Origin of the sequence: Mumia zhuanghuii, from assembly GCF_042681565.1 — a bacterium.
Classification (GTDB): domain Bacteria; phylum Actinomycetota; class Actinomycetes; order Propionibacteriales; family Nocardioidaceae; genus Mumia.
Genome location: NZ_JBHUFT010000008.1, coordinates 1618653 through 1644184, shown reverse-complemented (window position 1 = coordinate 1644184; position 25532 = coordinate 1618653). Strand labels below are relative to the sequence as shown.

The 25532-nt window shown below is 69.9% G+C and carries 20 protein-coding genes; 5 read left to right on the top strand and 15 right to left on the bottom strand.

Annotated features, from left to right (window positions below; genetic code table 11):
* The 9 genes from ACFSDF_RS16380 to ACFSDF_RS16340 form a co-directional block, all read right to left on the bottom strand.
* Positions 1 to 951 (bottom strand): SDR family oxidoreductase, encoded by a 951-nt coding sequence (locus tag ACFSDF_RS16380; protein WP_167003817.1) that lies wholly within the window; start codon positions 949 to 951, stop codon positions 1 to 3.
* The gene (locus tag ACFSDF_RS16375; RefSeq protein WP_167003819.1) at positions 948 to 1895 is read right to left on the bottom strand and encodes a bile acid:sodium symporter family protein; all 948 of its coding nucleotides are present in this window, start codon (positions 1893 to 1895) and stop codon (positions 948 to 950) included. The genes ACFSDF_RS16380 and ACFSDF_RS16375 overlap by 4 nt, the downstream gene beginning before the upstream one ends.
* Positions 1892 to 3259, bottom strand: a complete 1368-nt coding sequence (locus ACFSDF_RS16370) for a flavin-containing monooxygenase (protein WP_377158333.1) — start codon at positions 3257 to 3259, stop codon at positions 1892 to 1894. Before ACFSDF_RS16370 ends, ACFSDF_RS16375 begins: the two co-directional genes overlap by 4 nt.
* A gap of 122 nt (positions 3260 to 3381) precedes the next feature.
* On the bottom strand, positions 3382 to 6819 hold the full coding sequence (locus ACFSDF_RS16365) for an error-prone DNA polymerase (RefSeq protein ID WP_377158331.1): 3438 nt from the start codon (positions 6817 to 6819) through the stop codon (positions 3382 to 3384).
* A gap of 83 nt (positions 6820 to 6902) precedes the next feature.
* Positions 6903 to 8450, bottom strand: a complete 1548-nt coding sequence (locus ACFSDF_RS16360) for a Y-family DNA polymerase (protein ID WP_167003825.1) — start codon at positions 8448 to 8450, stop codon at positions 6903 to 6905.
* Positions 8450 to 9142, bottom strand: coding sequence for a hypothetical protein (locus ACFSDF_RS16355; protein ID WP_167003827.1), 693 nt, complete (start codon positions 9140 to 9142; stop codon positions 8450 to 8452). The genes ACFSDF_RS16360 and ACFSDF_RS16355 overlap by 1 nt, the downstream gene beginning before the upstream one ends.
* Before the next feature lie 55 nt (positions 9143 to 9197).
* Positions 9198 to 10445 carry a sugar ABC transporter permease gene (locus ACFSDF_RS16350; RefSeq protein WP_167003828.1) on the bottom strand — a complete coding sequence of 416 codons (1248 nt, stop codon included), beginning with the start codon at positions 10443 to 10445 and terminating at the stop codon, positions 9198 to 9200.
* A 5-nt stretch (positions 10446 to 10450) separates the two neighbouring features.
* On the bottom strand, positions 10451 to 11248 hold the full coding sequence (locus tag ACFSDF_RS16345; protein ID WP_167003830.1) for an ATP-binding cassette domain-containing protein: 798 nt from the start codon (positions 11246 to 11248) through the stop codon (positions 10451 to 10453).
* 91 nt (positions 11249 to 11339) lie between these two features.
* Positions 11340 to 12410 carry a substrate-binding domain-containing protein gene (locus ACFSDF_RS16340; RefSeq protein ID WP_167003832.1) on the bottom strand — a complete coding sequence of 357 codons (1071 nt, stop codon included), beginning with the start codon at positions 12408 to 12410 and terminating at the stop codon, positions 11340 to 11342.
* 161 nt (positions 12411 to 12571) lie between these two features.
* On the opposite strand from ACFSDF_RS16340, the gene ACFSDF_RS16335 reads away from it, so the two are divergent.
* The 5 genes from ACFSDF_RS16335 (at position 12572) to ACFSDF_RS16315 (ending at position 18069) form a co-directional block, all read left to right on the top strand.
* Positions 12572 to 13360, top strand: a complete 789-nt coding sequence (locus ACFSDF_RS16335) for a DeoR/GlpR family DNA-binding transcription regulator (RefSeq protein WP_167003834.1) — start codon at positions 12572 to 12574, stop codon at positions 13358 to 13360.
* Between the two features lie 119 nt (positions 13361 to 13479).
* Positions 13480 to 14529 carry a 2-hydroxyacid dehydrogenase gene (locus ACFSDF_RS16330; protein ID WP_377158327.1) on the top strand — a complete coding sequence of 350 codons (1050 nt, stop codon included), beginning with the start codon at positions 13480 to 13482 and terminating at the stop codon, positions 14527 to 14529.
* The gene (locus ACFSDF_RS16325) at positions 14526 to 15992 is read left to right on the top strand and encodes an FGGY family carbohydrate kinase (protein ID WP_377158325.1); all 1467 of its coding nucleotides are present in this window, start codon (positions 14526 to 14528) and stop codon (positions 15990 to 15992) included. The genes ACFSDF_RS16330 and ACFSDF_RS16325 overlap by 4 nt, the downstream gene beginning before the upstream one ends.
* The gene (locus ACFSDF_RS16320; protein ID WP_208322367.1) at positions 15989 to 17470 is read left to right on the top strand and encodes an FGGY-family carbohydrate kinase; all 1482 of its coding nucleotides are present in this window, start codon (positions 15989 to 15991) and stop codon (positions 17468 to 17470) included. Before ACFSDF_RS16325 ends, ACFSDF_RS16320 begins: the two co-directional genes overlap by 4 nt.
* On the top strand, positions 17467 to 18069 hold the full coding sequence (locus ACFSDF_RS16315) for a histidine phosphatase family protein (RefSeq protein WP_377158323.1): 603 nt from the start codon (positions 17467 to 17469) through the stop codon (positions 18067 to 18069). Before ACFSDF_RS16320 ends, ACFSDF_RS16315 begins: the two co-directional genes overlap by 4 nt.
* Positions 18070 to 18139: 70 nt before the next feature.
* On the opposite strand, the gene ACFSDF_RS16310 is transcribed toward ACFSDF_RS16315, so the two are convergent.
* The 6 genes from ACFSDF_RS16310 to ACFSDF_RS16285 all read right to left on the bottom strand — a co-directional run bounded on the left by ACFSDF_RS16310 (position 18140) and on the right by ACFSDF_RS16285 (position 25450).
* Positions 18140 to 19846 carry a dipeptide ABC transporter ATP-binding protein gene (locus ACFSDF_RS16310; protein ID WP_167003843.1) on the bottom strand — a complete coding sequence of 569 codons (1707 nt, stop codon included), beginning with the start codon at positions 19844 to 19846 and terminating at the stop codon, positions 18140 to 18142.
* On the bottom strand, positions 19843 to 20817 hold the full coding sequence (locus ACFSDF_RS16305) for an ABC transporter permease (protein WP_167003846.1): 975 nt from the start codon (positions 20815 to 20817) through the stop codon (positions 19843 to 19845). Before ACFSDF_RS16305 ends, ACFSDF_RS16310 begins: the two co-directional genes overlap by 4 nt.
* Entirely contained in the window at positions 20810 to 21736 is a 927-nt protein-coding gene (locus ACFSDF_RS16300; RefSeq protein ID WP_167003849.1) for an ABC transporter permease, read from the bottom strand. The genes ACFSDF_RS16305 and ACFSDF_RS16300 overlap by 8 nt, the downstream gene beginning before the upstream one ends.
* 155 nt (positions 21737 to 21891) lie before the next feature.
* Positions 21892 to 23484, bottom strand: coding sequence for a peptide ABC transporter substrate-binding protein (locus ACFSDF_RS16295; protein WP_377158320.1), 1593 nt, complete (start codon positions 23482 to 23484; stop codon positions 21892 to 21894).
* Between the two features lie 291 nt (positions 23485 to 23775).
* Positions 23776 to 24732 carry an electron transfer flavoprotein subunit alpha/FixB family protein gene (locus ACFSDF_RS16290; protein WP_167003854.1) on the bottom strand — a complete coding sequence of 319 codons (957 nt, stop codon included), beginning with the start codon at positions 24730 to 24732 and terminating at the stop codon, positions 23776 to 23778.
* A gap of 13 nt (positions 24733 to 24745) precedes the next feature.
* Positions 24746 to 25450 (bottom strand): electron transfer flavoprotein subunit beta/FixA family protein, encoded by a 705-nt coding sequence (locus ACFSDF_RS16285; RefSeq protein WP_243842977.1) that lies wholly within the window; start codon positions 25448 to 25450, stop codon positions 24746 to 24748.
* Between the last annotated feature and the right edge of the window lie 82 nt (positions 25451 to 25532).

Here is a 25532-nt window from a genome sequence, read left to right as displayed (position 1 = left end):
TCAGAGCCCTTGCGCGATCCTCCACGCGTCGAACGCCTGCGCTGAGGTGTGCTCGGGGGTGTACCCGAACACCGTCTTGAGCCGCGTGTTGTCGAGGACGGGCCGGTACTGGAGGAACGTCGTCTGCTCCGGGCCGTACTGCGTGAGCCGCAACGGCTTCGCGACGGCGAGCGCCCCGCGCAGCGCGACCTCCGGGATCGCGAGCGTGCCGCGCCCGAGCCGTGACGCGATCTCGTCGATCGTCAGCGCTCCGTCACCCGCGACGTTGAACGTGCCCGTCACGTCTGCGGTCACGGCGCGGACGACGATCGCGGTGAGGTCGGTGTCCCACACGAACACGAACGGCGAGTCGGACCCGGCGATCTTGAGCAGCCGCTTCTTGCGGAACAGGTCGGTGATCTGGTTGTCGACCCGCTCCCCCAGGATCGTGCCGATCCGCAGGACCGTCTGCTCGAGCGCGGGGTGGTCTCGCCTGGCCTCGGCGAGCAGCTCCTCGACGAGCCGCTTGTGACGGCTGTACGCGAAGGCGTCGTTGCCTCGTACGGGCTGGTCCTCGGTGATCCAGGCGGGGTTGTCGGCGTGGTAGCCGTAGGCGGCGCCGCTGGAGGACACGACGACGCGCCGTACCCCGTGTGCCACCGCGGCGTCCAGGACGTGGCGGCTGCCCTCGACGTCGACGCGGTACGCGACGTCGTCCGTCATGCCCGGCGGCGGGTTCACGATGGAGGCGAGGTGGACGATCGTGTCGATCTCGTGCTCGGCAACGGCGTCGGAGACGGCCGCGGCGTCGGTGACGTCGAGGTGCGCGTACGTGACGCCGTCGACGCGCTCGTGTGGGTCGCGGACGTCGCCGCTCACGACCAGCGCGACTCCGGGGTCGGCCGCGAGGCCGGGGACGACGGACGAGCCGAGGAAGCCGGAGCCGCCGGTCACCAGGACACGTCGGCTCATGCCGGGACCCCCTTCTTGTCGGCGCGCACAGGCCTTCGCGCCCAGAGGGTCGCGACGACGAGTCCCGCGATGATGTCCCAGATCCCCCACCAGGCAGCGACCAGCGCCATGCCGCCGAGCCCGTCAAAGAACTCGAAGACGAGCAGCAGCCCGAGCCCGGCGTTGCGGATGCCGACCTCGAACGTCATCGCGCGGGTGCTCCGGTCGGACAGACGGGCCCCGCGTGCGATGCCGTACCCGAGCGCCATCGCGAGCGCGTCGTGCAGGAACACCGCGAGGACGACGACCCCGATGTAGTCGACGAAGACGTCCCAGTTGCTGGAGATCCCGACCAGGATGATCGCGCCGAGCGCCAGGAACGCGACCTTGCTGACGATGCCATGGGCACGGGCGGCGACCTTCGGCCAGAGCCGGGCGATCGTGATGCCGAGGACGAACGGCAGGCCGATCACGAGGAGGACCTCGCTGAGCATGTCCCACGGGCTCACCTCGATGTCGGCGAGGAAGTCCTGGCCCGTCGGATGGAGCCCGCCCCAGAACGCGAAGTTCAGTGGCATGAGAAAGATCGCCAGCACGTTGCCGACCGACGTCATCGCGACGGACAGGGCGACGTCGCCGCGGGCGCGGTGGGTGAGGATGTTCGAGACGTTGCCCGGCGGGCAGCACGCCACGAGGATCATGCCGAGCGCGACCGAGCCGCGGACGTTGAGCATCAGCGTGAGGACGAACGTGATCGCGGGCAGCAGGAGGAACTGCCCGGCGATCGCGACCCCCATCGCCACCGGCTTGCGGGCGGCCGCGCGGAAGTCCTCGAGTCGGGTGTCGAGCGCGATGCCGAAGAGGATCGTGCCGATGACGATCTTGAGCAGCGTGAGGGACGACTCGTTGAACGAGATGCTGATCGCGTCGACGTCGGCGGCCGAGAGGAGGGCGAGGTCGGTCATGCGAGCTCCTCGATCGCGGCGCGGACCGCCGTACGGTAGGCGTCTTTGTTGACGTAGTACGACATGCGCTCCAGGCCGAGGTAGCGGTAGCCGCCCGACAGGTCCGGGAGCGGGCCACGGGTCTTGGCCTCGAAAGCCGCGGCCTGGGCGGGACGGTGCTGCTTGGCGTCGAGGTACGACGCGATGAGCTCGGCCTGCTCGTACCGGCCCTGCCAGCCGAGGCCGGACGCCTCGACCATGCCCATGACGAACAGGCCTTCGGCGGCCGGCGTGAAGATGTTGAGGTAGAGCTGCGGCGACCAACCGTTCCAGCGCAGGAGTGCGAGATCGACGAAGGGGTAGTGCAGCCGGTAGCCGGTGGCGAGGACGATCACGTCGTAGTCGTGGGTGGTCCCGTCCGCGAACGTCACGGTGGCTTCGTCCACGTGGTCGACGTCGGGCTTGATGCTGAGGTCGCCGTGGCCGAGGTGGTGGAGGATCAGCGAGTTCACGATCGGGTGGGACTCGTAGATCTTGTAGTCGGGCTTCGGGAAGCCGAGCTTGACCGGGTCGCCGGTGAAGAGCTTGAGCACGCGGGTGTCGATCGCCTGCTTGATCCGCGGCGGGAGCGGCTTGCCCTGGTTGAGCGTGTCGGCGGGCTTGCCGAACAGATACTTCGGGACGAAGTAGTAGCCGCGCCGCACGCTCATGTCGACCGACTCGGCGTGGTGGACTGCGTCGACGGCGATGTCGCATCCGGAGTTGCCCGCGCCGATGATGAGCACGCGCTTGCCGGCGAAGACGGTGGCCTTCTTGTAGGCGCTGGTGTGGACGATCTCGCCGTCGAAGTGGCCCTTGAGCTGCGGCACGTTCGGCTCCGACAGCGTGCCGTTGGCGAGGACGACACCAGCGACGCGGTCCTCGCCTGTTCCCTCGCCGGTCGAGCCTGTCGAGACCCGCCCTCCCCCGCCGGTCGAGCCTGTCGAGACCCACGACACCACCCACCCCCCGTCCGGATGCGGCTCGACCCGCGTCACCTCCGTACCGAAGCGGTAGCGCTCGCGCAGGCCGAACCGGTCGGCGTACTCGTGGAAGTAGCGCTTGAGCTCGCGGTGGCTCGGGTAGTCGGCGACGTCGTCACGCATCGGGTGCTCGGCGAACTGCGTGGTCGTCTTGGACGAGATGAGGTGCGCCGACTCGTACACCGTGCTGTGCGGTCCGTTGATGTCCCACAGTCCGCCGACGCCGTCCCCCATCTCGTACCCGAGGACGTCGAAGCCGCGCTTCGTCAGGGCGCGGGTGGCCGCGAGACCCGACGGCCCGGCGCCGATGACGGCGTACGGAAGGGCCGGCACGGCATCGCCGTCCGATGTGATCTTGGACACGCGCCTCAGTGTGCCAGACGGTTTGCGGGCCCCCGGCCGCATCCCAGGAGATCCTCCGGTCACGCCGCCTTCCGCTCACGGTGACCGGAATATCGCAGTCGCGCGTGCGACCACCGCGCGTCTCAGTGGAAGTCGCGCGACGTCGTTCGCATCGTGATCGGCAGCCGCTCCAGCCGGTCGGCGTGCAGGTTGGTCGCGCCGTCGCGCCGCTCGACGATCCCGCGGACGACCAGCGCGCTGGAGTCGCGGGCGATCCGCCGGTAGCGCGCCCACAGGCCCGCCGTACAGATCACGTTGAGCATCCCCGTCTCGTCTTCGAGGTTGAGGAACGTCACCCCTCCCGCGGTCGCCGGCCGCTGCCGGTGCGTGACCAGGCCCCCGACCTCGACACGCGAGCCCGGCTCCACCCCCGCGAGGTCTGCCACCCGCAGCACCCCTCGTACGCGCATCGCCTCGCGCACGTGGTCCATCGGGTGGCTGTCCGGCGCGATCGCCGTCGCCCACAGGTCGGCCATCGTGATCTCGGCGTCGCTCATGCCCGGCAGCATCGGCGCCCCGCTGAGCACCGTCGTCCCCTCGAGCTGGCCGGGACTCTCCTGAGCGGCGGGCCCCGCGGACCACAGCGCCTCGCGACGCGACAGCCCGAACCCCTCGAACGCCCCCGCGGTCGCCAGCGCCTCGACCTGGGCGGCGCTCAACGCGACACGGCGGGTGAGATCGGTCATCGAGGCGTACGGTCCGCCGCGGACGCGTTCGGCGACGATCCGCATCGCGGCGTCCTCGCCCACCGAGGTGACTCCGGCGAGCCCGAGCCGTACGACGAACCGCCCGTCGCGGCGGTGCCACGTGTGGTCGAACGGGACGCTCGCGTCAAACTCCCCGACCGGCGGCTGGTCCTGGACGAGGCACGCGTCGTGCCCGGCAGAGTGACTCGCGGGTGAAGCCTCGAGGTCGACTCCGGCGCCGGACAGGTTCACGTCGGGCCGCAGCACCTCCACCCCGTGGTGCCGCGCGTCCGCGACCAGGCTCGCCGGCGAGTAGAACCCCATCGGCTGCGCCCGCAGCAGCCCCGCGAGGAACGCGCCCGGATAGTGCAGCCGCAGCCACGTGCTCGCGTACACCAGCAGCGCGAAGCTGATCGAGTGCGACTCGGCGAACCCGAAGCTCGCGAACGCCTCGATCCGCAGGTAGATCTCGTCGGCGAGGTCGCCGGTGATGCCGTGCGCGGCCATGCCCGCGTACAGCTTGGCGCGGAGCCGCTCGATCTTCTCCACGCCGCGCTTCGACCCCATCGCGCGACGCAGCAGATCGGCGTCGTCGCCGGTGCAGCCGCCGATCTGCATCGCGATCTGCATGAGCTGCTCCTGGAACAGCGGGACGCCGAGGGTACGACGCAGCACAGGCTCGAGCGCCGGGTGGAGGTAGGTAATCGGCTCCTGCCCCGTACGCCGCCGGATGAACGGGTGCACCGCGCCACCCTGGATCGGGCCCGGTCGGATCAGCGCGATCTCGCACACCAGGTCATAGAACTCGCGCGGCTTCAGCCGGGGCAGCGTCCCGATCTGCGCCCGGCTCTCCACCTGGAACACCCCCACCGAATCTCCGCGGCAGAGCTGGTCGTAGACGCCCTTCTCCTCCTTCGGGATCGACGCCAGGCTCCACTGCTCGCCGATGTGCTCGGCCACGATGTCGAAGGTGTGCTGGATCGCGCCGAGCATCCCGAGCCCAAGCAGGTCGAACTTGACCAGCCCCATCCACGCGCAGTCGTCCTTGTCCCACTGCAGGACGGTGCGGTTCTCCATGCGCGCGTGCTCGATCGGGCACACCTCCCCCACCGGCCGGTCGGTGAGCACCATGCCGCCGGAGTGGATGCCGAGGTGTCGCGGCGCCTTGAGGAGCTCCTCGGCCAGGTCGAGCACCGGCTCCGGCACGTCCTCGGTGGCCTCGTCGCGCGGCAGGCTGCTCCAGCGGTCGATCTGCTTGGACCACGCGTCCTGCTGCCCCTGGGAGTAGCCGAGCGCCTTGGCCATGTCGCGGACGGCGGACTTCGGCCGGTACGAGATGACGTTGGCGACCTGCGCGGCGTTGTGACGTCCGTACTGGGCGTACACCCACTGGATCACCTCCTCGCGCCGGTCGGAGTCGAAGTCCACGTCGATGTCGGGCTCCTCCTCGCGGCTCGCGGACAGGAACCGCTCGAACGGCAGGTCGAACTTCACGGAGTCGACCGCGGTGATCCCCAGGGCGTAGCAGACCGCGGAGTTCGCCGCGGAGCCTCGGCCCTGGCAGAGGATCCCGCGGCCCTTCGCGAACGCAACGATGTCGTGGACGATCAGGAAGTAGCCCGGGAAGTCGAGCTCCTCGATCACCGCGAGCTCAGCCTCGAGCCGCTCGTACGTGCTGGGCGGCGCGTCCGCGTACAGCTCCGCCGCCCCCTTCCGTACGAGCGCGCGCAGCCACGACATCGGTGTGTGACCGGCGGGGACCTTCTGCTTCGGCAGTCGCGGCTTGGCCCGCCGCAGCTCGAACGCGAGGTCGGCGGCGATGTCGACGGTCCGCTCCACCGCCCCGGGATAGCGGGCGAACAGGCGCGCCATCTCGGCCCCGGAGCGCAGGTACGGGGGCCCGGCCGCGGGCAGCCAACCGTCCATCGCGTCTAGGCTGCGGCGCGCACGCACGGCAGCGACCGCCCCCGCGAGCCTGCGATCGGCCGGCGTCGCCGCGTGGACGTTGCCGGTCGCCACGGTGGGCAGCCCCAGGCGGTTCGCGACCGCTGCGAGCGCGTCGTTGCGGACCGAGTCGTACGGGTCGCCGTGATCAGTGAGCTCGACGAGGACCTGGTCGCCGCCGAACAGGTCGAGCAGCGCGCGGACCGCCTTCTCCGCCGCCACGTCGTCGACCTCCGCGCCGGACGGGCCCACGAGCGCCTGGCGTACGGCGCCCTTGCGGCACCCGGTCAGCACCATCGCGTGCCGGCCGAGGCGGTCGGCGAGATCGTCGAGGTCGTACGACGGTCGCCCCTTCTCGCCACCGGCCAGGTGCGCAGCGGTGAGTGCGCCGGCGAGCCGGTGATAGCCCTCCTGGCCACGCGCGAGCACCAGCAGGTGCGTGCCCTCAGGGTCGGCGCTGGCCTGCCGAGGGCTCGTCAGCCGGGCGCCGTCGGGCGCCAGCGACAGCTCCGCCCCGAACACCGTCGGCAGGCCGTGCATCGCGGCCGCCTCCGCCATCCGCACCACCCCGTAGAACCCGTCGTGGTCGGTCAGTGCCAACCCGGCCAGCCGCAGCCTCACCGCCTCCTCGACCAGCGCCTCGGGACTGCTCGCGCCGTCCAGGAAGCTGAAGTCGGAGTGGGCGTGCAGCTCCGCGTACGGGACGTACGGCTCGTCGGGCACGGGCGCGTCGACCGCGTCGGAAGGCTCGTACGGGGCTCGCTTGCGCGAGAACGCCGGCCCGTCCCCGCCGTCGGGGACGTCGAAGTCGCTCGACTCCTCGGGCAGCAGCCGACCCGACAACCGTCGCTCGAGCTCCGACCACGGCATGTCCGGGTTGTTGAACCCCATCAGCCGATCACCTCCTCCCTGACGTCATACGTTCTGCGGGTCGGGACCCCCGTTCCGTATGACGTCCCGGCCCGTCCGGGCGGTCAGTCGTACCGCGCCTCGACGCACCAGGTGCCGTCGCTGACCCGCAGCAGCCACGCGCTGCCGTCGACGCCGACCACCTGGAACCGCGCCGCCCGCACCGCCTGGTCGGCGTCCCACCAGCGCTCGTCGACCGGCCACGGCCCGGCCCATGCGGCGACAGGCTGCAGTCCCTGCGCCGGTCGACCCTCCACGCCGAACCGTGCCGGCGCCGCCGTCACCATCCCCCGCGCGCTCACCGTGACCTGCTGGCCCGAGGCCCCGACCACCTGCGCCGGGCGCGGCGGGTCGTACACGGTCGCCGGAGCCGGAGCGGGCAGGCTGCCCGGCCACGGCGGGCTCGCCGACCGGTCAGCCGTGAGCGGGTCACCCCAGGGCACCAGCGTCTGCCGGTCCGCTGGGCCCCGTCCGCCCCCGACCACCGCCGACAGCACCGCCTCCCGGCCGAGCATGCTCTGCACCTTTGAGGCAGCCCGGTGGACCCGCGCGTCGGCGCCGCTCCCCCACAGGCCCTCGGCATGGTCGGTGACCGGGGCGACGTCGGCGGGGACGAACCTCACCGCGCTCACCGGTGCGGCCACTGCCGACACGGCCCCTGCCTGCAGCTGCCAGCGCACCCGGTCGACGAGATCGCCGGCGTCGAACCATCGCGGGTGCAGCCATTGCCGCTCGGAGGTCTCACCGCGTTCGGTGTGCACCTCGATCCAGACGCTGGTGCACACCATCTGCCGCGCGGCGACCGCGGACACGAACGTCTCGGCCGTACGACGCACGCTGAAGGCGACCGCCTCCGCGTCCTCGAGCGGCGGCTCGAACGTCACCTCGCGCTCCAGGTCCGAGGGCGGGCGCCGCCCCGCGAAGGGACGGTCGTCTACCCCCCGGGCGAGCCGGTGGGCGAGCGTCCCGTCGTCGCCGAAGCGGGTGCGCACGTCGGTCTGCGGCAGCGCCGCGAACGCGCCGAGCGTGCGCAGCCCGAGACGCTGCAGCAGACTCACCAGGTCGGGCCGGTCGAGCACCCCCACCGGCAGGTCGCGCAGGAACGCGCCCGCCTCCCCCGGCGGGACGACCACGCTGCCTTGCGGGAGCGCCTGCCGCGCAGCCTGCTCGGCGGCGAACACCGCGTCGGCGACGCCGAACCGCACGTCGTCGACACCGAGCTCGACGAGCCGCTCCGCCAGCACCGCCGCCGCGTGCTCCTCGCCGCCGAAGTAGCGACCCGGCCCCGTCACCCGTACGGCGCACGTCCCCGGGCGCAGCGGCTGCACACCCGGCGCGATCTCCTCCACGGCGGCCAGTACCGGCTCGAAGGCACGGACGTCCAGGCCGGGGTCGTAGTCGAGCGTCACGAGCTCGGGACAGCGGGCCTGCGCGTCACGCATCCGCTGACCGCGCCGCACCCCGTCGGCACGGGCCGAGGCGGAGCACGCCCTCACCTCGCCGTGCTCGAACAACGCGATCGGCGCACCACGGGGCAGGTCGACACCTGCCCCGGTGTGCGTCACCGCCCGCACTGGCCAGTCCGGGCACCACAGCACGAGAGTGCGCGACATCAGCTCGCCACCTCGAGTCGGCCGGGACGACGCCAGGTGTCGTCCGCCGGGAGCGTGACGACGGGGACGTCCGGCAGGGCCGCAGCGTCCAGCCACAGCTGCGTCCGGTGGGGGCGACCCCAGCGTCCGGTCGCCGAGACGGTGACGCGGCGACGCCGCAGGTGGCCGTGGCCACCGCCCATGCCCGTCCAGCTGCTCTCGCTGACCTCCAGCCGGCCCTGCGGACGCGGCCACGCCCCCGGCCCCGTCGCGAGCACGACGAGGGTGGTCTGGTGCTGACGGAGCCTGGCCGCGACCCGCTGCGCCTCGCCATCCCGTACGGCCGTGGGCGGGCGCAGGAGGATCGCGTCGGTCACGTCGACCAGCGCCCCGACGACGTGGGGCCAGTGCTCACCGGGGGTCGGGACGAGGATCGTCCGCTCCAGCGCCACCCCGAGCGCGGCGGCCGCCTCGGCTCCCAGCTCAGGGACACCGACGACCGCGCACCACGCCCCGGCGGTCGAGGGCCCCGCCAGGAGCGCGGTGGAGAGGCTGAGCGACGCGCTCACCTCGTACGTCGCCCCGCGGAGCACACCGCCAGGGACGACCTGGCTCAGCGCAGGCAGCGTGGGCAAGCGATCGCGTACGGGCGCCGTGCCCTCCATCGCGCGGACCCGCGCGGCGAGCTGGTCGAGAACTGCTGCACCCGTCACTCCTCCATGTTCGAACACATGTTCGAAGGAGTCAAACGGGCGTCCACCTCGGGAGCTAGCCTCTCCCGTGCGAGGTACGGCTCTGGCGCGACAGCGAGTCGACCATCACCGCGAGCACGAGCACCGCACCGGTGACCATGAACCGCAGCGACGAGCTCAGGTTGAGCAGGATCAGGCCGCTCGAGATCGACTGGATCACAAGGATGCCCAGCAGGGCCGAGAACGCCGACCCACGCCCGCCGAACAGGCTCGTGCCGCCGATCACCGCGGCGGCGATCGCATTGAGGTTGACGTCGCCGGTGCCGCTGCTCTGCGAGGCGGCGGCGATCCGGCCCGCCGCCAGCAGGCCGCCGACTGCGGCCAGCGTCGAGCAGATCACGAACACCGACGTGTAGATCCGGCGCACGTTGATGCCAGCACGCCGGGCCGCCTCGACGCTGCCGCCGACGGCGAAGACGTGCCGGCCCCAGCTGGTGCGAGTGAGGGCGTAGTGCATCACCAGGACCAGCGAGACAAAGAACACGAACATCCAGCCGACGCCGCGCGACTGGTTGAGATACCAGACGGCGAAGAGCAGAGCGACCAGCAGAACACCGGCCTGGACCGCCATCACCTGGACCGACTTCGCGACCAGCCCGCGCCGGTGCCGCTCGCGGGCCAGCAGCCACTGGGAGACGAGGAATCCGCCGCACGCCACGACGACGAGCACGTACGACAGCCAGGCCGGCACGAACGACAGCTGACCGAACTGCACCAGCCACGAGTCGTACGGGAGGTTGATCGTGCCCGACGGACCGAGCACGAACAGCTGGAGTCCGAGGAACCCGAGCAGGCCGCCGAGCGTGATGACGAACGACGGGACGCCGAACCGGTTGAAGACCTGGCCATAGACCCAGCCGATCGCGACACCGACCGCCACCGCACCGACCACGGCGAAGACGAGCGGCCAGCCCTCCTTCACGAACAGGGTCGCGAAGACGGCCGCCGCCAGTCCGCTCACCGAACCGACCGAAAGGTCGATCTGACCGACCAGCAGCACGCAGACGATGCCGAGCGAGATGACCCCGACCGCCGCGGACTGCAGAAGCAGGTTCACCAGGTTGGCCGAGGACAGGAAATTGGAGTTCAGCGACTGGAAGATCACCGCAATGATGAGCAGCCCGGCGAGCACCGGGAAGGCTCCGAGGTCACCGCTGCGGATGCGGCCCCACGTGCCGGTGAGGAGTCCGCGCAGATCCTGCTGCTCGCGGACGGCTTCATCCTCGAGCTCGCGTGCGATGGTTGTCGCGCTGGGTTCGTTCACGCTGCTCACTCCTGCACGTCGTGGTTCGAAGGGGTCGAGGTCGACGCGGCGGCGATCCGGCGAGAGGCCGCGTTGTCGGTGGCGCCGGTGATCGCAGCGACGATGTCCTCCTGGGACACGTCGGCGACGGCGAACGTGCCGTTGTTGCGACCGAGCCGCAGCACCGAGACCCGGTCTGCCACGGCACGCACGTCGGCCATGTTGTGGCTGATCATGATGACCGCCAGGCCGTTCTCGCGGAGTCGCTCGACGAGGTTGAGGACCTCCGCGGTCTGCTCGACGCCGAGCGCGGCGGTCGGCTCGTCGAGGATGATCAGCTTGGGGTCGCGCAGCAGGGATCGCGCGATCGCGACGGTCTGGCGCTGACCGCCCGACAAGGATGCGATCGGGATGCGGACCGACGGGATCTTCGCCGACAGCTGCCGCAGCAGCTCCCAGGACCGGACCTCCATCTCGACCTCGTTGAGACGGGGGCCGCGGATCTCGCTGCCGAGGAAGAGGTTGCTGACGACGTCGAGGTTGTCGCAGAGGGCGAGGTCCTGGAAGACCGTCGCGATCCCGAGGTTGAGGGCGGCGTCCGGGCCGGGGATGGACACCTCGTCACCGAGGAACTCGATCGTCCCGGAGTCGGGAGCGTGCACGCCGGCGAGCGTCTTGACGAGTGTCGACTTGCCGGCACCGTTGTCGCCGACGAGCGCGAGCACCTCACCGGCCGACACCTCGAGGTCGACGTCGGTGAGAGCCGCCACCGCACCGAAGCTCTTGGACACACCCCGGAGCTGGATCACCGGTCGTGAAGACATCTGAGGTCCCTTCCTCTTCTCGTCCTGCGGGTTCATCTCAACCGCCACGGCTCGGCCTCCACGAGAGCGTGGAGGCCGAGCCATGAGGGTGCTACTTGATCGTCAGCTTCGCGCACGCCGCCGCGTACTCGGCCGTGCAGATCTGCTCCGCGGTGTAGATGCCGCCGTCGAAGATGACCTCCTTGACGTTCTCCTGCGTCACGACCGTCGGCTCGAACAGCTGCGACGGTGTGTCGAAGAGATCGGTCGTCGCCTTGGGCTCCTCGCCCTCCATCAGCGCGACGGCCACCTCGGCCGCGGCGTCGGCCACGGTCTTGATCGGCTTGGAGATCGTGTTGAACTGGTCGCCGGCGATGACGCGCTGGATCGCGGCCACCTCGGCGTCGTTGCCGGTCACCGGAGGCAGCGGCGTGAGGCCGGCCGCCTTGAGCGCGGCGATGCTGCCGCTGGCGGTGCCGTCGTTGGCGGCGACGACGCCGGCGATCTGGTCGCGGTACTTCGTGATCTGGCCGCTCACCCAGTCCTGAGCCTTCTGGGGATCCCAGTCAGGGGTGTCGAAGGACGCGAGCACCTTGGTGTCGCCGACGCCTTCCTCGGCGCCCTGCTTGATGAGCCCGGCCGCGCGGTCGGTCGGCGATCCGTTGACCATCAGGACACCGCCGGTCGCGCCGGTGCTCTTGAGGTGCTCGACCAGTGACTCAGCGATCGAGCGGCCGATGGCCTCGTTGTCGAACGAGACATAGAAGTCGGCCGGCACGTCGGTGACCGGGCGGTCGTACGTGACGATCGGGATCTCGGCGCCCTGCGCCTGCGTCACCATCGACGCCGCGGCCTTGGAGTCGACGGGGTCGAGCACGATGACCTTCACGCCCTGGGCGATCATCGACTCGACCTGCTGCTGCTGCTTCGCGGGGTCGGAGTCCGCGTTCTGGTAGAGGACCTCGCAGTCGGCGCAGAGCTCGGCGACCTTCTCCTTGAACAGCGGCGAGTCCTGCTCCTCGTAGCGGGTCGACGCGCGGTCCGGCATGAGGAAGGCGATCTGGCCGCCCGCGTCGCCGCCGCCGGAGCCGCCGTCGTCGTCGGACCCGCAGGCCGTGAGGCCCAGGGCCGCGAGAACCGCGGCGCCGCTCAGTGCGGCGATCCGCACGGGAAAGTTCTTCATGGAAGCTCCTTCGAGTCGCCGACCTGATCGGCCTCGTCCGTGGATGATGGAGAGGGCTGTGATGGCTCTCACATCAGTGGCCGGGATCGTAACATCACGTACGTTATACCTGTCAATAATCGTGATAAGTCACGACCCCCGGCATCGAACGAGGAGAAGCGATGACCGAGCAGAAGACGTCCCGCCCGTCACGGACGCAGCGGCAGCGTCAGATCATCGACACCGTCCTGACGTCGGGGTTCGCGAGCATCAGCCAGCTCGTGGAGATGACAGGCGTGAGCATCATGACGGTCCATCGCGATGTGGACGACCTGGCGTCCCGGGGCCTGGTCAGGAAGCTCCACGGAGGCGTCTCTGCGCTGCCGACGAGCGTCTTCGAGTCGAGCTCGGACTTCCGCCTGCAGCGCAACGCCGAGGCCAAGGCGGCGCTGGCTCGGACGGCCATGGAGTTCGTCGAGCCAGGGATGTCGGTCCTCCTCGACGACTCCACCACCGTGCTCGCCCTCGCAGGTCTGCTCCCCCAGTCCGCGCCGCTGACCGTCCTGACGAACTACCGCCTGGCCATGGAGACGCTGCGCGAGGAGCCGGACGTCCAGCTCATCGCGATCGGCGGCCAGTACTCCCGCACGCACGACTCCTTCATCGGCCCTCCGAGCGACACGGGCCTGGACGCGTACGCCGTCGACATCGTGTTCCAGTCGACGTCGACGGTCGACGAGACCACCGCATACCACCAGGAGCAGGACGTCGTGGTGATGAAGCGGGTGATGCTGCGGGCGGGAACCCGCAAGGTCCTCATGATCGACGGCACGAAGACGGGGCGTACGAGCCTCCACCGGTTCGTGGCGCTCTCGGAGTTCACCGACGTCATCGTCACCGACGACGCCTCGCCGGCCGTCCTGCAGGCCATGCGTGACCAGACCCGCGTGCACATCGCCGCGATTGGCTGACGGCCGCCCCGCCGGGGCTACGACAACGTCACTATCAGTTTGAGATCTTTAACAGCCAACATGTTATGGTGCGCGACGTACGTCACAAGAGCTCCGGGGTGCCGGAGAAGGAGAAGCCGATGACACGCATCCTCGCTGCCGGAGACCACTTCGTCCTCCCCGAGATGTTCGCGGAGGCGATCGCAGCCCGGGTCGACGGTGACGTGGAGGTCACGCCCCTCGCGCTCCCGTGGCCGATCGAGCCCTTCGGGCCTGTCGACGGTGTGATCGAGGCCAGCGGCACGGCGGCGGACGTGATCGCCGCACTCGGCGACGCCGAGATCGCGGTGACGCAGATGGGGCCCTTCACGGCGGAGGTCTTCCGCGCGTGCCCCGACCTCCGGTTCGTCGGCGTGTGCCGCGGAGGCCCGGTGAACGTCGACCTCGCGGCGGCGACCGAGGCAGGCGTTGTCGTCTCCTTCGCACCCGGACGCAACGCGCCCGCTGCGGCGGAGTTCGCCGTCGGGATGATCCTCGCCGCGATGCGGCGTCTCACCAGTGCCGACGCCGAGCTCCACGACGGCATCTGGCGCGGCGACTACTACACCTACGACAACGCTGGCACCGAGCTCGGCGACTCGACGGTCGGGCTGGTCGGCTTCGGCGCGATCAGCCGCATCGTCGCCCGGATCCTCCGCGCGTTCGGCGCCGACGTCCTCGCGTACGACCCCTATGTGGACGCCGCCGACAGCGAATGCGTCGAGCTGGTCGCGCTCGACGACCTGATGCGCCGGTCCGATGTCGTCAGCCTCCACGCCCGTCTCACCGAGGAGACGCGTCACCTGATCGACCGCCGGCGCCTCGAGCTGCTCCCCCACGGCGCGGTGCTCGTCAACACCGCCCGCGGCGGACTGCTCGACTACGCGCCGCTGCCCGAGATGCTCGAGTCCGGGCGCCTCGGCGCGCTGGCGCTCGACGTGTACGACATCGAGCCCCCGCCGGCCGACTGGCCGCTGCTCAGCAGCCCACGCGTCGTGCTGTCGCCGCACCTGGCCGGGGCGACCCGTCAGACCGCGTTGCGCGCGGCCGCGATCACGGCCGACGAGACCGCCCGCTTCCTTCGTGGTGAGCCGTGCCTGCACGTCGCCAACCCCGAGGTGCTCGAGCGGCTGGAGAGCGGGCGCTCGTGATCGTCGGGGTCGACGTCGGGACCACCGTCACCAAGGCCGCGCTGATCGGCCCGGACGGGCGCGCCGTACGCTCGGCCGCTGCCCCCTCCCAGCTCGTACGCCGCGGTGTCGAGGTGGAGCAGGATCTCGAAGACGTCCTGCGGACGGTCGCCGCGGTCGTTCGCGAGGTCTGCACCGGCCTCGACGTCGCCGTGGAGGCGATCGCCCTCACCGGACAGGGGGACGGGCTGTGGCTGCGCGACGCGGACGGCCACGCCGTACGCCCGCCGATCTCGTGGCAGGACGGGCGCGCGTCGTCGATGGTCGAGCAGTGGCGTGCCGACGGCGACCCGAACGGCGTCATGGCGCAGGTGTTCGCACTCACCGGGTCAGGGCTCTTCCCCGGATCACACGCGGCCCTGCTGGCGTACCTCGACACCCACGAGCCCGAGTCGCTGCGGCGGGCCGCGGTCGCGGGCTACTGCATCGACGCCGTCCTCCAACGCCTCACCGGCACAATCTCGGTCGACGCCTCCGACGCCTCGCTGCCCTTCCTCGACGTCCGCAGCCGGACCTACGTGGATGACGCGCTCGCGCTGTGCGGCGTCGGGCAGTGGCGTCACCTCCTCGCCGAGCCCGCTGCCCCGCAGACCGTGTTCGCGCTCGACGGCCACGGCGCTGCCCTCCTCGGCCTCCCCGTCGGCACCCCGGTCACCGCCGGCCCGTACGACCTCCAGGCCTGCGGCTTCGGCTCGGGCACCGTTGCCGAGCACGACGCGACGATGGTCGTCGGCACCACGCTCGCGTGCCAGGTGTTGACGACCGACGCGAAAGTACGGCCGGGGGACGACCCCGCCGGCATGTGGCTCTGCACGCCTGACCCGGCGACGTACCTGCACGTCATGCCGTCCATGGTCGGCACCGCGGGGGTCGACTGGGCGTTGCGCACGCTCGGCCTCGAGGTCACCGCGCTCGACGGCCTGCTCGACGGCAGCTCGCCCGGCGCCGGCGGCGTGCGCGCCCTCCCCTACCTGTCCGGCGCCGGCGAGCGTGCGCCCTTCGTCGACCCTCGGGCGCGCGGACGGCTCGACGGCATGACGCTGTCGACGACGCCGGCCGATCTCGTCCGCGCCGTGTGCGAGTCCGTCGCGTACGCCGCACGGCACTGCTTCGACCGGCTGGGGCTCTCCGGCGAGGTCGCTGCGTGCGGCGGTGGTACGCGGTCGCAGGCCTGGCTGCAGATCTTCGCCGACGTCCTCGGCACCGACGTCCACGTCCCCCGCGAACCCCTCGTCGGCGCCCGAGGTGCCGCGCTCGTCGCCTGGGAGGCGCTCGGCGTCGAGGTCGACATCGAGGCGTGGCGCGCCGACCGCGACGTGGTCAGGCCCTCGGCCGCGGCCGAGCAGTACGACGCCGGCTACCGCCGCTACCTCGACGACCTCACCGCCGCACGCGGATCCTGGGGCACCGGAGCGACGGCGTGACCGGGCCGCTGTGGGTCGGACTCGACCTGGGGACGCAGAGTGCGAAGGCGGTGGCCGTCGACGAGACCGGCACCGTGCACGCGTCTGCGCAGGCCCCGATCACCGGGACGCGTGACGGCGTCCGGCACGAGCAGCAGGTCGCCGACTGGGTCTCCGCCGCCCGTACGGTGCTCGGCCACCTCGCGCGCGACCTCGGGACCGCGGTCGACCAGATCGCCGGCGTCGCCCTCGACGGCACGTCCGGCACGCTCGCCGTGCTCGATTCGACGGGCCGCGCGACCGGGCCGGGGATCATGTACGACGACGGCCGCGCCGCTGCCCTCGCCGACGAGGTCGTCGCAGCCGGCCAGACGCTGTGGACCCGGCTCGGCTACCGCATGCAGCCCTCCTGGGCTCTCCCCAAGATCGTGTGGCTCGCCCGCCAGGGTCTGCCGCCCGGGGCGCGGATCGTCTACCAGACCGACGCGGTGATCTCCGCCATGACGGGGACGCCGGTCGCGACCGACTGGAGCAACGCCCTCAAGAGCGGCTTTGACCTGCTCTCCCTGGAGTGGCCCGCCGACGTCCTCACCCGCCTCGGTGTCGACCCCGACGTGCTCCCTGACGTGGTCACTCCCGGCAGCGTGCTGGGTGTCACCTCCGCAGCGTGGGCCGAGCAGACCGGCATCCCCGCCGCGACGCCCGTGGTCGCCGGCACGACCGACGGCTGCGCGGCACAGCTCGGCGCGGGCGCGCTCGCGATCGGCGACTGGCACAGCGTGATCGGGACGACGCTGGTCCTCAAGGGGGCGAGCGCGAGCCCCGTGCACGACGCGGCCGGCGCGGTCTACTCGCACCGCGGCCCCGAGCCCGGCACGTGGTTGCCAGGCGGTGCCTCGAGCATCGGCGCGGGCGCCCTGTCGACGTTGCTCACGGCCGCTCCGAGCACGCACGAGGCTGAGGCGCGCCGACTTTGGGACAGCGGCGCGGCGTTCCCCCTCGTCTATCCGCTGACCGGCACCGGCGAACGCTTCCCGTTCGTCCGCCCCGACGCTGCCGGGTTCGCGATCGTCGACGCCCGGGTCAGGCCGCTGTCCGCTCTCGCCGGCGTCGACGAGGCCGCGGTCTTCCTCGGGACGATGGTCGGGGTCGCGTCGGTCGAGCGGCTGTGCTTCGACATCCTCGACCAGCGCGGGGCCCAGACGGACGGACGCCTGAGCACCTCCGGCGGCGGGAGCCGCAGTCCGCTCTGGAACGCCCTGCGCGCAGCCGCGCTCGACCGCCCGCTCTCCCTGCTCACCTCGGCGGAGCCGGCCACAGGGATGGCCGTCCTCGCCCGTTGGGGTGTCGGAGGAGGAGGAGAATCGCTCAGCGCCGTCGCTCGCGCCACCAACCCGGTTGCAGCCGTCGTCGAACCGCGCGTCGAGGATGTGCACAGGATGGACGAGGCCTACGCGACGTTGACAGGTGTGTTCGAGGCGAAGGGATGGTTGACGTGACCGAGCTGGTGCTCGTACGGCACGGCGAGACGATGTGGCACGCCGAGAACCGGTACGCAGGGGTCTCTGACGTCGGGCTCACCGCCCGCGGCTCGGCGCAGGCGGACCACCTCGGCCGCTGGGCCGCTGCCCACCCCGTCGATGCCGTCGTCTCGTCGACCCTGTCCCGCGCACGGCTCACCGCGCAACCGGCGGCCGACACCCTCGGTGTGCCGCTGCAGACCGACCCGCGGCTGCGCGAGGTCGACTTCGGTGCAGGTGAAGGGCTGACCCGTACGGAGATGGCCGAGCGCTTCCCCGAGGCGCTGGCGGCTTTCCTCGCCGCACCTGCCCGGCACCCGCTGCCATCCGGCGAGGCCGGCACCGCCGCGATCAACCGGGCGCGCCCCGCGCTCGACGCCCTCGTCACGGACCATCCGGACGGCAAGGTCCTCGTGGTCATGCACTCCACGCTCCTGCGGCTCGTCCTCTGCGACCTGCTGGGGATCGACCCTGACCGCTACCGCACGGTGATGCCCTCGGTGACCAACGGCGCGCTCACGACGTTGCGCACCGATGGCACCTCGTACGCGCTGCTCGGGTTCAACGTCCCTGTCTGACGCCGCGTGAACGACGACGCCGCCGTGTCCCTCGCGAGAGACACGGCGGCGTCGTCGTTCACTGCTGCGGTCAGGCCGAGGTCAGCAGGTCCCGGCCGGGGATCGCGTCGAGCAGCTTGCGCGTGTACTGCTCGCGCGGGCTGTCGAACACCTCAGTCACGCTGGCCGCCTCGACGACCTTGCCGTCCTGCATCACCAGGACGTCGTCGGCGATCTGGCGGACCACTGCGAGGTCGTGGGTAATGAAGAGGTAGCTCAGGCCCATCTCCGCCTGAAGCTGGTTGAGCAGCTCCAGGATCTGGGCCTGCACCAGCACGTCGAGAGCGGAGACCGCCTCGTCAAGCACGACGACCTCCGGCTCGAGCGCCAGCGCACGCGCGATCGCGACACGCTGCCGCTGTCCGCCGGACAGCTCGTTGGGGTAGCGGCTCATCACCGAGGTCGGCAGCGACACCTTCTCGAGCAGGTCGCGGACCTTCGCCTCGCGCTCCTGCGACGAGCCGATCCCGTGTGTGGCCAGCGGCTCCTCGATGGACTTGAAGATGGTGTACATCGGGTCGAGGGAGGCGTACGGGTTCTGGAAGACCGGCTGCATCTGGCGCCGCAGCGCCATCAGGCGCTTGCCCTTCAGCTGCGCGGTGTCGTACCCGTCGAACGTGACGGTGCCCTCTGTCAGCTCGAGCAGGCCGAGCACCATCCGCGCCACCGTCGACTTGCCCGAGCCGGACTCGCCCACGATCGCGGTGGTGGTGCCCCGACGCAGCCGGAAGCTGACGTCGTCGACGGCGCGAAGCTCGGTCTTGCGCCACGGACGGTCGCCCGGGAGCATGAACACCTTCGTGAGGTTCTCGACGACGATGATGTCGTCCTCACCCTTGCCGACCACGCCCTCGGCGGTGGCGATCTCGGCCGCGATCTCGCCAGCCGTCTGCAGTGCCTGCTGGCGCACCTCCTCGCGTGCCTCGACGGAGCTCAGCCGCTGCGAAGCGATCGACGGCGCCGACGACACGAGACGACGCGTGTACGGGTGCTCGGGATTCTTGAGGATCTCCAACGCCGGGCCGGACTCCACGACGCGGCCCCTGTACATGACGACGATGTGGTCGGCACGCTCTGCCGCCAGACCGAGGTCGTGCGTGATCAGCAGCACCGCGGTGCCGAGCTCGTCGGTCAGGCCGTCGAGGTGGTCCAGGATCTGCTTCTGGACGGTCACGTCGAGCGCAGAGGTCGGCTCGTCGGCGATGAGAAGCTTCGGACGTGCGGCCAGACCCATCGCGATCAGCGCCCGCTGACGCATGCCGCCGGAGAACTCGTGCGGGTACTGGCGGGCCCGCCGCTCCACGTCGTTGAGACCCGCCTCGGCGAGCAGCTCGTGCACGCGTCGGTCGGCGTCCTTGCCCTTGGCGACGTCGTTGGCGATCAGGGCTTCCTTGATCTGCGTCCCGACCCGCCAGAGTGGGTTGAGGTTCGACATCGGGTCCTGAGGAACGAGACCGATCTGGTCGCCGCGCAGGGCCTGGAAGTCCTTCTTGCCCGAGTGCGCGATTTCCTTGCCGTCGAACAGGATCTCGCCGCCGGTGACCTTGCCGGTGCCCGGGAGCAGACCGATGATCGCGTGCGCGGTGGTCGACTTGCCCGAGCCCGACTCACCGACGATGGCGACGGTCTGGCCTGGGTAGACGGTCAGGTTGGCACCCTGCACTGCAGGGACGGCCTTCTTGTCGGAGAAGAAGGCGACGTCGAGGTCGCGGACCTCGAGGAGGGGCTGCTGACTCATCGCTTCTTCGCCTTCGGGTCGAGGGCATCACGGACGGCGTCACCGAGCAGGATGAAGCTCAGCACGGTGAGCGCGAGCGCGGCAGCCGGGACGAACATGACGCCGAGCCGGGTGCCGGAGCGGACGAGCCGCTGGGCCTCTGCGATGTCATTGCCCCAGGAGACCACCGAGAACGGCAGGCCCAGCCCGAGGAACGACAGCGTCGCCTCGGCGACGATGAAGATGCCGAGTGACACGGTCGCGGTCACGATCACTGGGGAGATCGCGTTCGGGACGATGTGGCGCCACAGGTTGCGGGTGTTGCTCGCCCCGATCGCCCGGGCCGCATCGACGAACTCATAGTTCCTGACCTCGATGACCGAGCCACGCATGATGCGTGCGATCTGCGGCCAGCCGAACAGCGCCAGCGTGAGGACGACCGCGGAGATGCCGCCCCAGAACTGCCGCTCAGGGAACCAGTTGTTGATCGCCGAGAGGCAGACGATGGCAGCCAGGATCAGCGGGATCGCGAAGAAGATATCGCTCACGCGCGAGATGATCGCGTCGGCCCAGCTTCCCTTGAACCCGGCGATGGCACCCGTCAGGGCACCGAGCAGGACCACGAGAAGCGTGGTGAGGACGCCGACGGCGACCGAGGCGCGCGCTCCGTACAAGGTGCGGGACCACACGTCGCAGCCCTGGAAGTTGAAGCCGAACGGATGTCCGGGCTCGGCCGGGTCGAGGCTGCGGCCCGGCTCGCAGAAGCGCGGGTCGGCGTTGGTGAACAGTCCGGGGAAGGCGATGACGACGGCGAGGATGGTGAGCAGCACGGCGGACGCGATGAACATCGGGTTCTTGCGCAGCTGCTTCCAGGCCTCACCCCACTGGCTGGAGGGCGCCTCGTCGACCTGGAGGGAGTCGACCGCGGCCAGCGGTGTCTCCTCGATCGGGGCCACATAGCGCTCCTGCCCCGGGAGCGTGGGCTTAGGCATAACGGATCCTTGGGTCGAGGAAGGCGTACAGCAGGTCGACGACCAGTGCCGCCAGGACGTACACGAGGACCATGATCGTCACGACGGAGACGATCGTCGGCGTCTCGCCACGGATGACCGCCTGGTAGGCGAGGTTGCCGACGCCGGGGATGTTGAAGATGCCCTCGGTCACGATCGCACCCGCCATCAAGGCGCCGATGTCGACGCCGAGGAAGGTCACGACCGGGATCAGCGAGTTGCGGAGGACGTGGCGCCGGACGACGGTGCCTTCGGAGAGCCCTTTGGCACGAGCCGTGCGCACATGGTCGGCACTGAGGTTGCCGGCGACCGACGTTCTCGTCAGTCTCAGCACGTACGCGAAGGAGACCAGTCCGAGCACGAAGGCTGGTAGCAACAGGTTGTAGAACGACGTGTTGCTGCCGACTGTCGGTGGGAACCACTCCAGCTTGACGCCGAAGATGAGCTGAAGCACGAAGCCGAAGACGAAGATCGGGACGGCGATCACCACCAGCGAGACGACGAGCATCGTCGAGTCGAACAGCTTGCCCTTGCGGAGGCCCGCGATCGTGCCGGCGACGATGCCCAGAACGGCCTCGATCACGAGGGCCATCAGGGCGAGCTTGATGGTGACCGGGAAGGCGTCGGCCACGAGATCGATGACCGGGCGACCAGTGAACGACTGTCCGAAGTCACCGGTGACGGCGCCCTTGAGGAAGAGGAACCACTGGACGAGGAACGGCTCGTCGAGGTTGTACTGCTCCCTGACCTGGTTCATCGTGGCTTCGGAGACGGGCTTGTCACCGAACAGTGCACGGACCGGGTCGCCTGGGCGAAGGAAGACGAGCGCGTAGATGAGCAGCGTCGACCCGAGGATCACGGGGATCGTCTGCAAGATTCGCCGCGCGGCATACCACCACATCAGTGGCCTCCTACGGGATGGGCTCTCCTACGAGGAGAGATATGGTTTCAGGGGCCCGTCGGCGCCGGTAGGCACCGGGAGCCCGCGCACGGCCACGCGGGGGGCAGCTGGTGAGCCGACCCCCGCGTGCCCCGCATGCGGTGGTGTGGGACCTACTACTTCGTGATGTTCTGGTAGACCGGCACGTTCTGCCAGTTGAACTTCACGTTCTTGACACCCTTGGCAGCAGCGCCAGTGGCGTCGGTGTACCACATCGACAGACCCGGCAGGTCCTCCATGAGGATGGCCTGCGCGTCGACGAACGCCTTGTAGCGATCCTCGTCGGTCTCAGCGCCCGCCGCCTTAGCGATCAGGGCGTCGAACTCCGGGTTGGAGTAGCCGGCGTCGTTCGAGGCCGCCCCGGTGCCATAGATCGGGCCGAGGTAGTTCGAGATCGACGGGTAGTCCGGCTGCCAACCGGCGCGGAACAGGGCCCCGGTCTTGTTGTTGTCACGGTCGTCGAGGAACTCGTCGAACGTGGCGTAGTACTTCGGCTCGGCCTTGATGCCCAGGGTGTTCTTGATCTGGTTGGCCATCGCGTCGATCGACGCCTTGTTGCCGGCACCATCAGTGTTGGAGGCGATCAGCAGCTTCTTGTCGCCCCACGGCTCGATGGCCTCAGCCTCGGCCCAGCGCTTCTTGGCCTCGTCGGCGTTGAACTCGAGAACCTCGTTGCCGGGGATCTCGTCGGTCCAGCCCGGCATCGGCGGCGCGCTGAAGTCGAGCGCCGGGGTGCGGGTGCCGAAGAACAGCTTCTCGGTGAGCTCCTCGCGGTTCAGTGCCATCGAGACGGCCTGACGGCGGAGCTTGCCGGCCTCACCGGTGAAACCGGGGAGGTCGACCGGGAACTGGAACGAACCGTTGACCGAGCCCGGCGCGGTGACGGCCTGGACCGTGTCGTCGTCGCCGAAGGTCTGCAGCGCGCTGTCCGGAACGGTGTCCAGGACGTCGAGGTTGCCGGCCTGCAGGTCGGTGTAAGCAGCCTCAGTGTCGGTGTAGACCACGAAGGTCACGCCACCGTTCTGAGCCTTGCGGAGACCGTCGTACTCCTCGTTCGGGACGAGACGGAGCTCCTTGTTGTGCTCCCAGGCCTCGAGCTTGTACGGGCCGTTGGCGATCGGGTTCTCACCGTAGGCCTTCATGTCGGCGTAGGCCGACTCAGGCAGCGGGTAGTAGGCCGAGTAGCCGAGGCGCAGCGGGAAGTCCGACTCCGCCTGGTTGAGCTCGATGGTGAAGGTCTTGTCGTTGATGACCTTCAGACCCGACATCGTCTTGACGGTCGGGTTCTCCTCCTGAACAGCCTCGTAACCCGCGATCGGGTAGTAGAAGTAGGAGGCGTTCTGCGCGTTCGTGCTCAGGGCGCCGTAGTTCCAGGCGTCAACGAAGGAGGTCGCGGTGACGGGGGTGCCGTCGCTGAACTTCCAGTCCTTGAGCTTGACGGTCCAGAGCTTGTTGTCGTCGGAGGTGATCGACTCCGCGACCTCCATCTCCTGCGAGCCGTCTTCCTTGTAGGTGATCAGGCCTGCATAGAGCATGTCGATGACGTTGCCGCCGCCGACCTCGTTGGTGGCCTGCGGAACCAGCGGGTTCTGAGGCTCGGTCGTACGAGCGGTGATGACGGACGTGGTCGAATCGCTCGACTCGTCGTCATCTCCCCCGCCGCCGCCGCACGCGGACACCGTAAGTCCGATCGCAGCGAGCAGCGCCACGCCTCCGAGGCGAGTACGCCGGGAGAGTCGCATTGGAATCCTCCTGAATGTGTTGGGAACGCGCAGAAAAACTTCCGCACACCCATGGTTACTCCGGATCATCAACCAGAACAGGTCAGGGGCCGGACACTTACCGAAGTGTTACAACCACCAGGCCCCCTGATCGTGACAGCATTTTTATCAGACCAGCCCAAAGCGCCCTTCGAGGGGCCCGTCCGGGCGCACGCAAGACCGCCACGCCTCGCTGCTGCGGGACGTGGCGGCCTGCGTGTGTCGTACGACGTAAGGGGGTCAGCCCTTGCGCTTGTTGATCTCGTCGGTTGCCTGCGGCAGGACCTCCTTGAGGTCGCCGACGACGCCGAAGTCGACCAGCTCGAAGATGGGCGCCTCCTCGTCCTTGTTGACGGCGACGATCGTCTTGGAGGTCTGCATGCCGGCGCGGTGCTGGATCGCACCGGAGATGCCGTTGGCGACGTACAGCTGCGGCGAGACCGTCTTGCCGGTCTGACCGACCTGGAAGCTGTGCGGGTACCAGCCGGAGTCGACCGCGGCACGCGAGGCGCCAACGGCCGCACCGAGGGAGTCGGCGAACGCCTCGACCTGCGAGAAGTCACCGCCGGTGCCACGACCGCCGGAGACGACGATCGCGGCCTCGGTCAGCTCCGGGCGGCCGGTGGCCTCGCGGGGCTTGGAGTCGGTGATCTTGGCCGCCTTGGCCGCATCGGAGACCGTCACCGAGACGGGCTCGAGCGCGCCGGCCGCCGGGGACTCTTCCGGGGTGGCAGAGTTGGGCTTGACGGTCACGATCGGGGTGCCCTTGGTGATGGTCGCCTCGACGGTGAAGTTGCCGGCGAAGACCGACTGCGTCGTCTCGACACCCTCGCCACCAGCACGCACGTCGACGACGTCGGTGAGCAGCCCTGAGCCGGTCTTGATCGCCAGACGACCGGCGATCTCCTTGCCCTCGGCCGAGCTGCCGATCAGCACCGCACCAGGCTGCTTGTCGGCGACGAGCTGGGCCAGCGCCTCCGCCTTGGGAACGACCAGGTACTCGGTCAGCTCCGGTGCGTCCAGCACGTACACCTTCTCGGCGCCGTACTGCGCCAGGTACGCCTGAGCGGCGTCGGCACCGGAGCCGATGAACACCGCCGACGGGGTGCCGAGGCGGCGGGCGAGCGTCAGGAGCTCGCCGGTGGTCTTGCGAACTGCACCGTCGACGTGGTCGACGAGAACGAGAATCTCACTCATCTGTGGCTGCTCCTCACACGAACTTCTTCGAGGCGAGGAACGCGGCGAGCTTGACGCCACCGTCTCCCTCGTCGGTGACGATCTCGCCGGCGCTGCGCGGCGGACGCGGTGCGAAGGACAGCACCTTCGTCCCGGCCGCATCCAGGCCGACCTCGGACGGGTCGATGCCCAGGTCGGACAGCGTCAGGTCCTCGACCGGCTTCTTCTTGGCCGCCATGATGCCCTTGAACGACGGGTAGCGCGGCTCACCGGACTGGTCGGTGACCGACACGACCGCAGGCGCGGTGGCGGTGATCGTCTCGGTCGCGACGTCGCCGTCACGGCGCACGGTCACGGTCGAGCCGTCCACGGTGATCTGCGAGCCATAAGTGACCGCAGGCAGACCCAGACGCTCAGCGACCATGGTCGGGACGACACCCATCGTGCCGTCGGTCGAGCTCATGCCGAAGAAGACGAGGTCGTACTCCAACGTGCCCAGCGCCTTGGCCAGGACCAGCGACGTCGCGACGGCATCAGAGCCGGCGATGTCGTCGTCCTCGACGTGGACACCCTTGTCAGCGCCCATCTGCAGCGCCTTGCGGACCGCGTCGGCAGCATCGGCGGGGCCGACGGTCAGCACCGTCACCTCGCCATCGCTCTCCTCTGCAGCAAGCAGAGCCTGCTCGACGGCGTACTCGTCGAGCTCCGACAGCAGACCGTCGACGCCTTCGCGATCCACGGTGTTGTCCGACGAGTCAAAGGACCGGTCCGCCGTAGCGTCCGGTACGTACTTCACACAGACGACGATGTTCATGGCCTTC

Bases quoted from the DNA above. Each gene is read 5' to 3' on its own strand.
- ACFSDF_RS16380 (WP_167003817.1), bottom strand. From the start codon at position 951: ATGAGCCGACGTGTCCTGGTGACCGGCGGCTCCGGCTTCCTCGGCTCG.
- ACFSDF_RS16375 (WP_167003819.1), bottom strand. From the start codon at position 1,895: ATGACCGACCTCGCCCTCCTCTCGGCCGCCGACGTCGACGCGATCAGC.
- ACFSDF_RS16365 (WP_377158331.1), bottom strand. From the start codon at position 6,819: ATGGGGTTCAACAACCCGGACATGCCGTGGTCGGAGCTCGAGCGACGG.
- ACFSDF_RS16360 (WP_167003825.1), bottom strand. From the start codon at position 8,450: ATGTCGCGCACTCTCGTGCTGTGGTGCCCGGACTGGCCAGTGCGGGCG.
- ACFSDF_RS16345 (WP_167003830.1), bottom strand. From the start codon at position 11,248: ATGTCTTCACGACCGGTGATCCAGCTCCGGGGTGTGTCCAAGAGCTTC.
- ACFSDF_RS16340 (WP_167003832.1), bottom strand. From the start codon at position 12,410: ATGAAGAACTTTCCCGTGCGGATCGCCGCACTGAGCGGCGCCGCGGTT.
- ACFSDF_RS16335 (WP_167003834.1), top strand. From the start codon at position 12,572: ATGACCGAGCAGAAGACGTCCCGCCCGTCACGGACGCAGCGGCAGCGT.
- ACFSDF_RS16330 (WP_377158327.1), top strand. From the start codon at position 13,480: ATGACACGCATCCTCGCTGCCGGAGACCACTTCGTCCTCCCCGAGATG.
- ACFSDF_RS16310 (WP_167003843.1), bottom strand. From the start codon at position 19,846: ATGAGTCAGCAGCCCCTCCTCGAGGTCCGCGACCTCGACGTCGCCTTC.
- ACFSDF_RS16305 (WP_167003846.1), bottom strand. From the start codon at position 20,817: ATGCCTAAGCCCACGCTCCCGGGGCAGGAGCGCTATGTGGCCCCGATC.
- ACFSDF_RS16300 (WP_167003849.1), bottom strand. From the start codon at position 21,736: ATGTGGTGGTATGCCGCGCGGCGAATCTTGCAGACGATCCCCGTGATC.
- ACFSDF_RS16290 (WP_167003854.1), bottom strand. From the start codon at position 24,732: ATGAGTGAGATTCTCGTTCTCGTCGACCACGTCGACGGTGCAGTTCGC.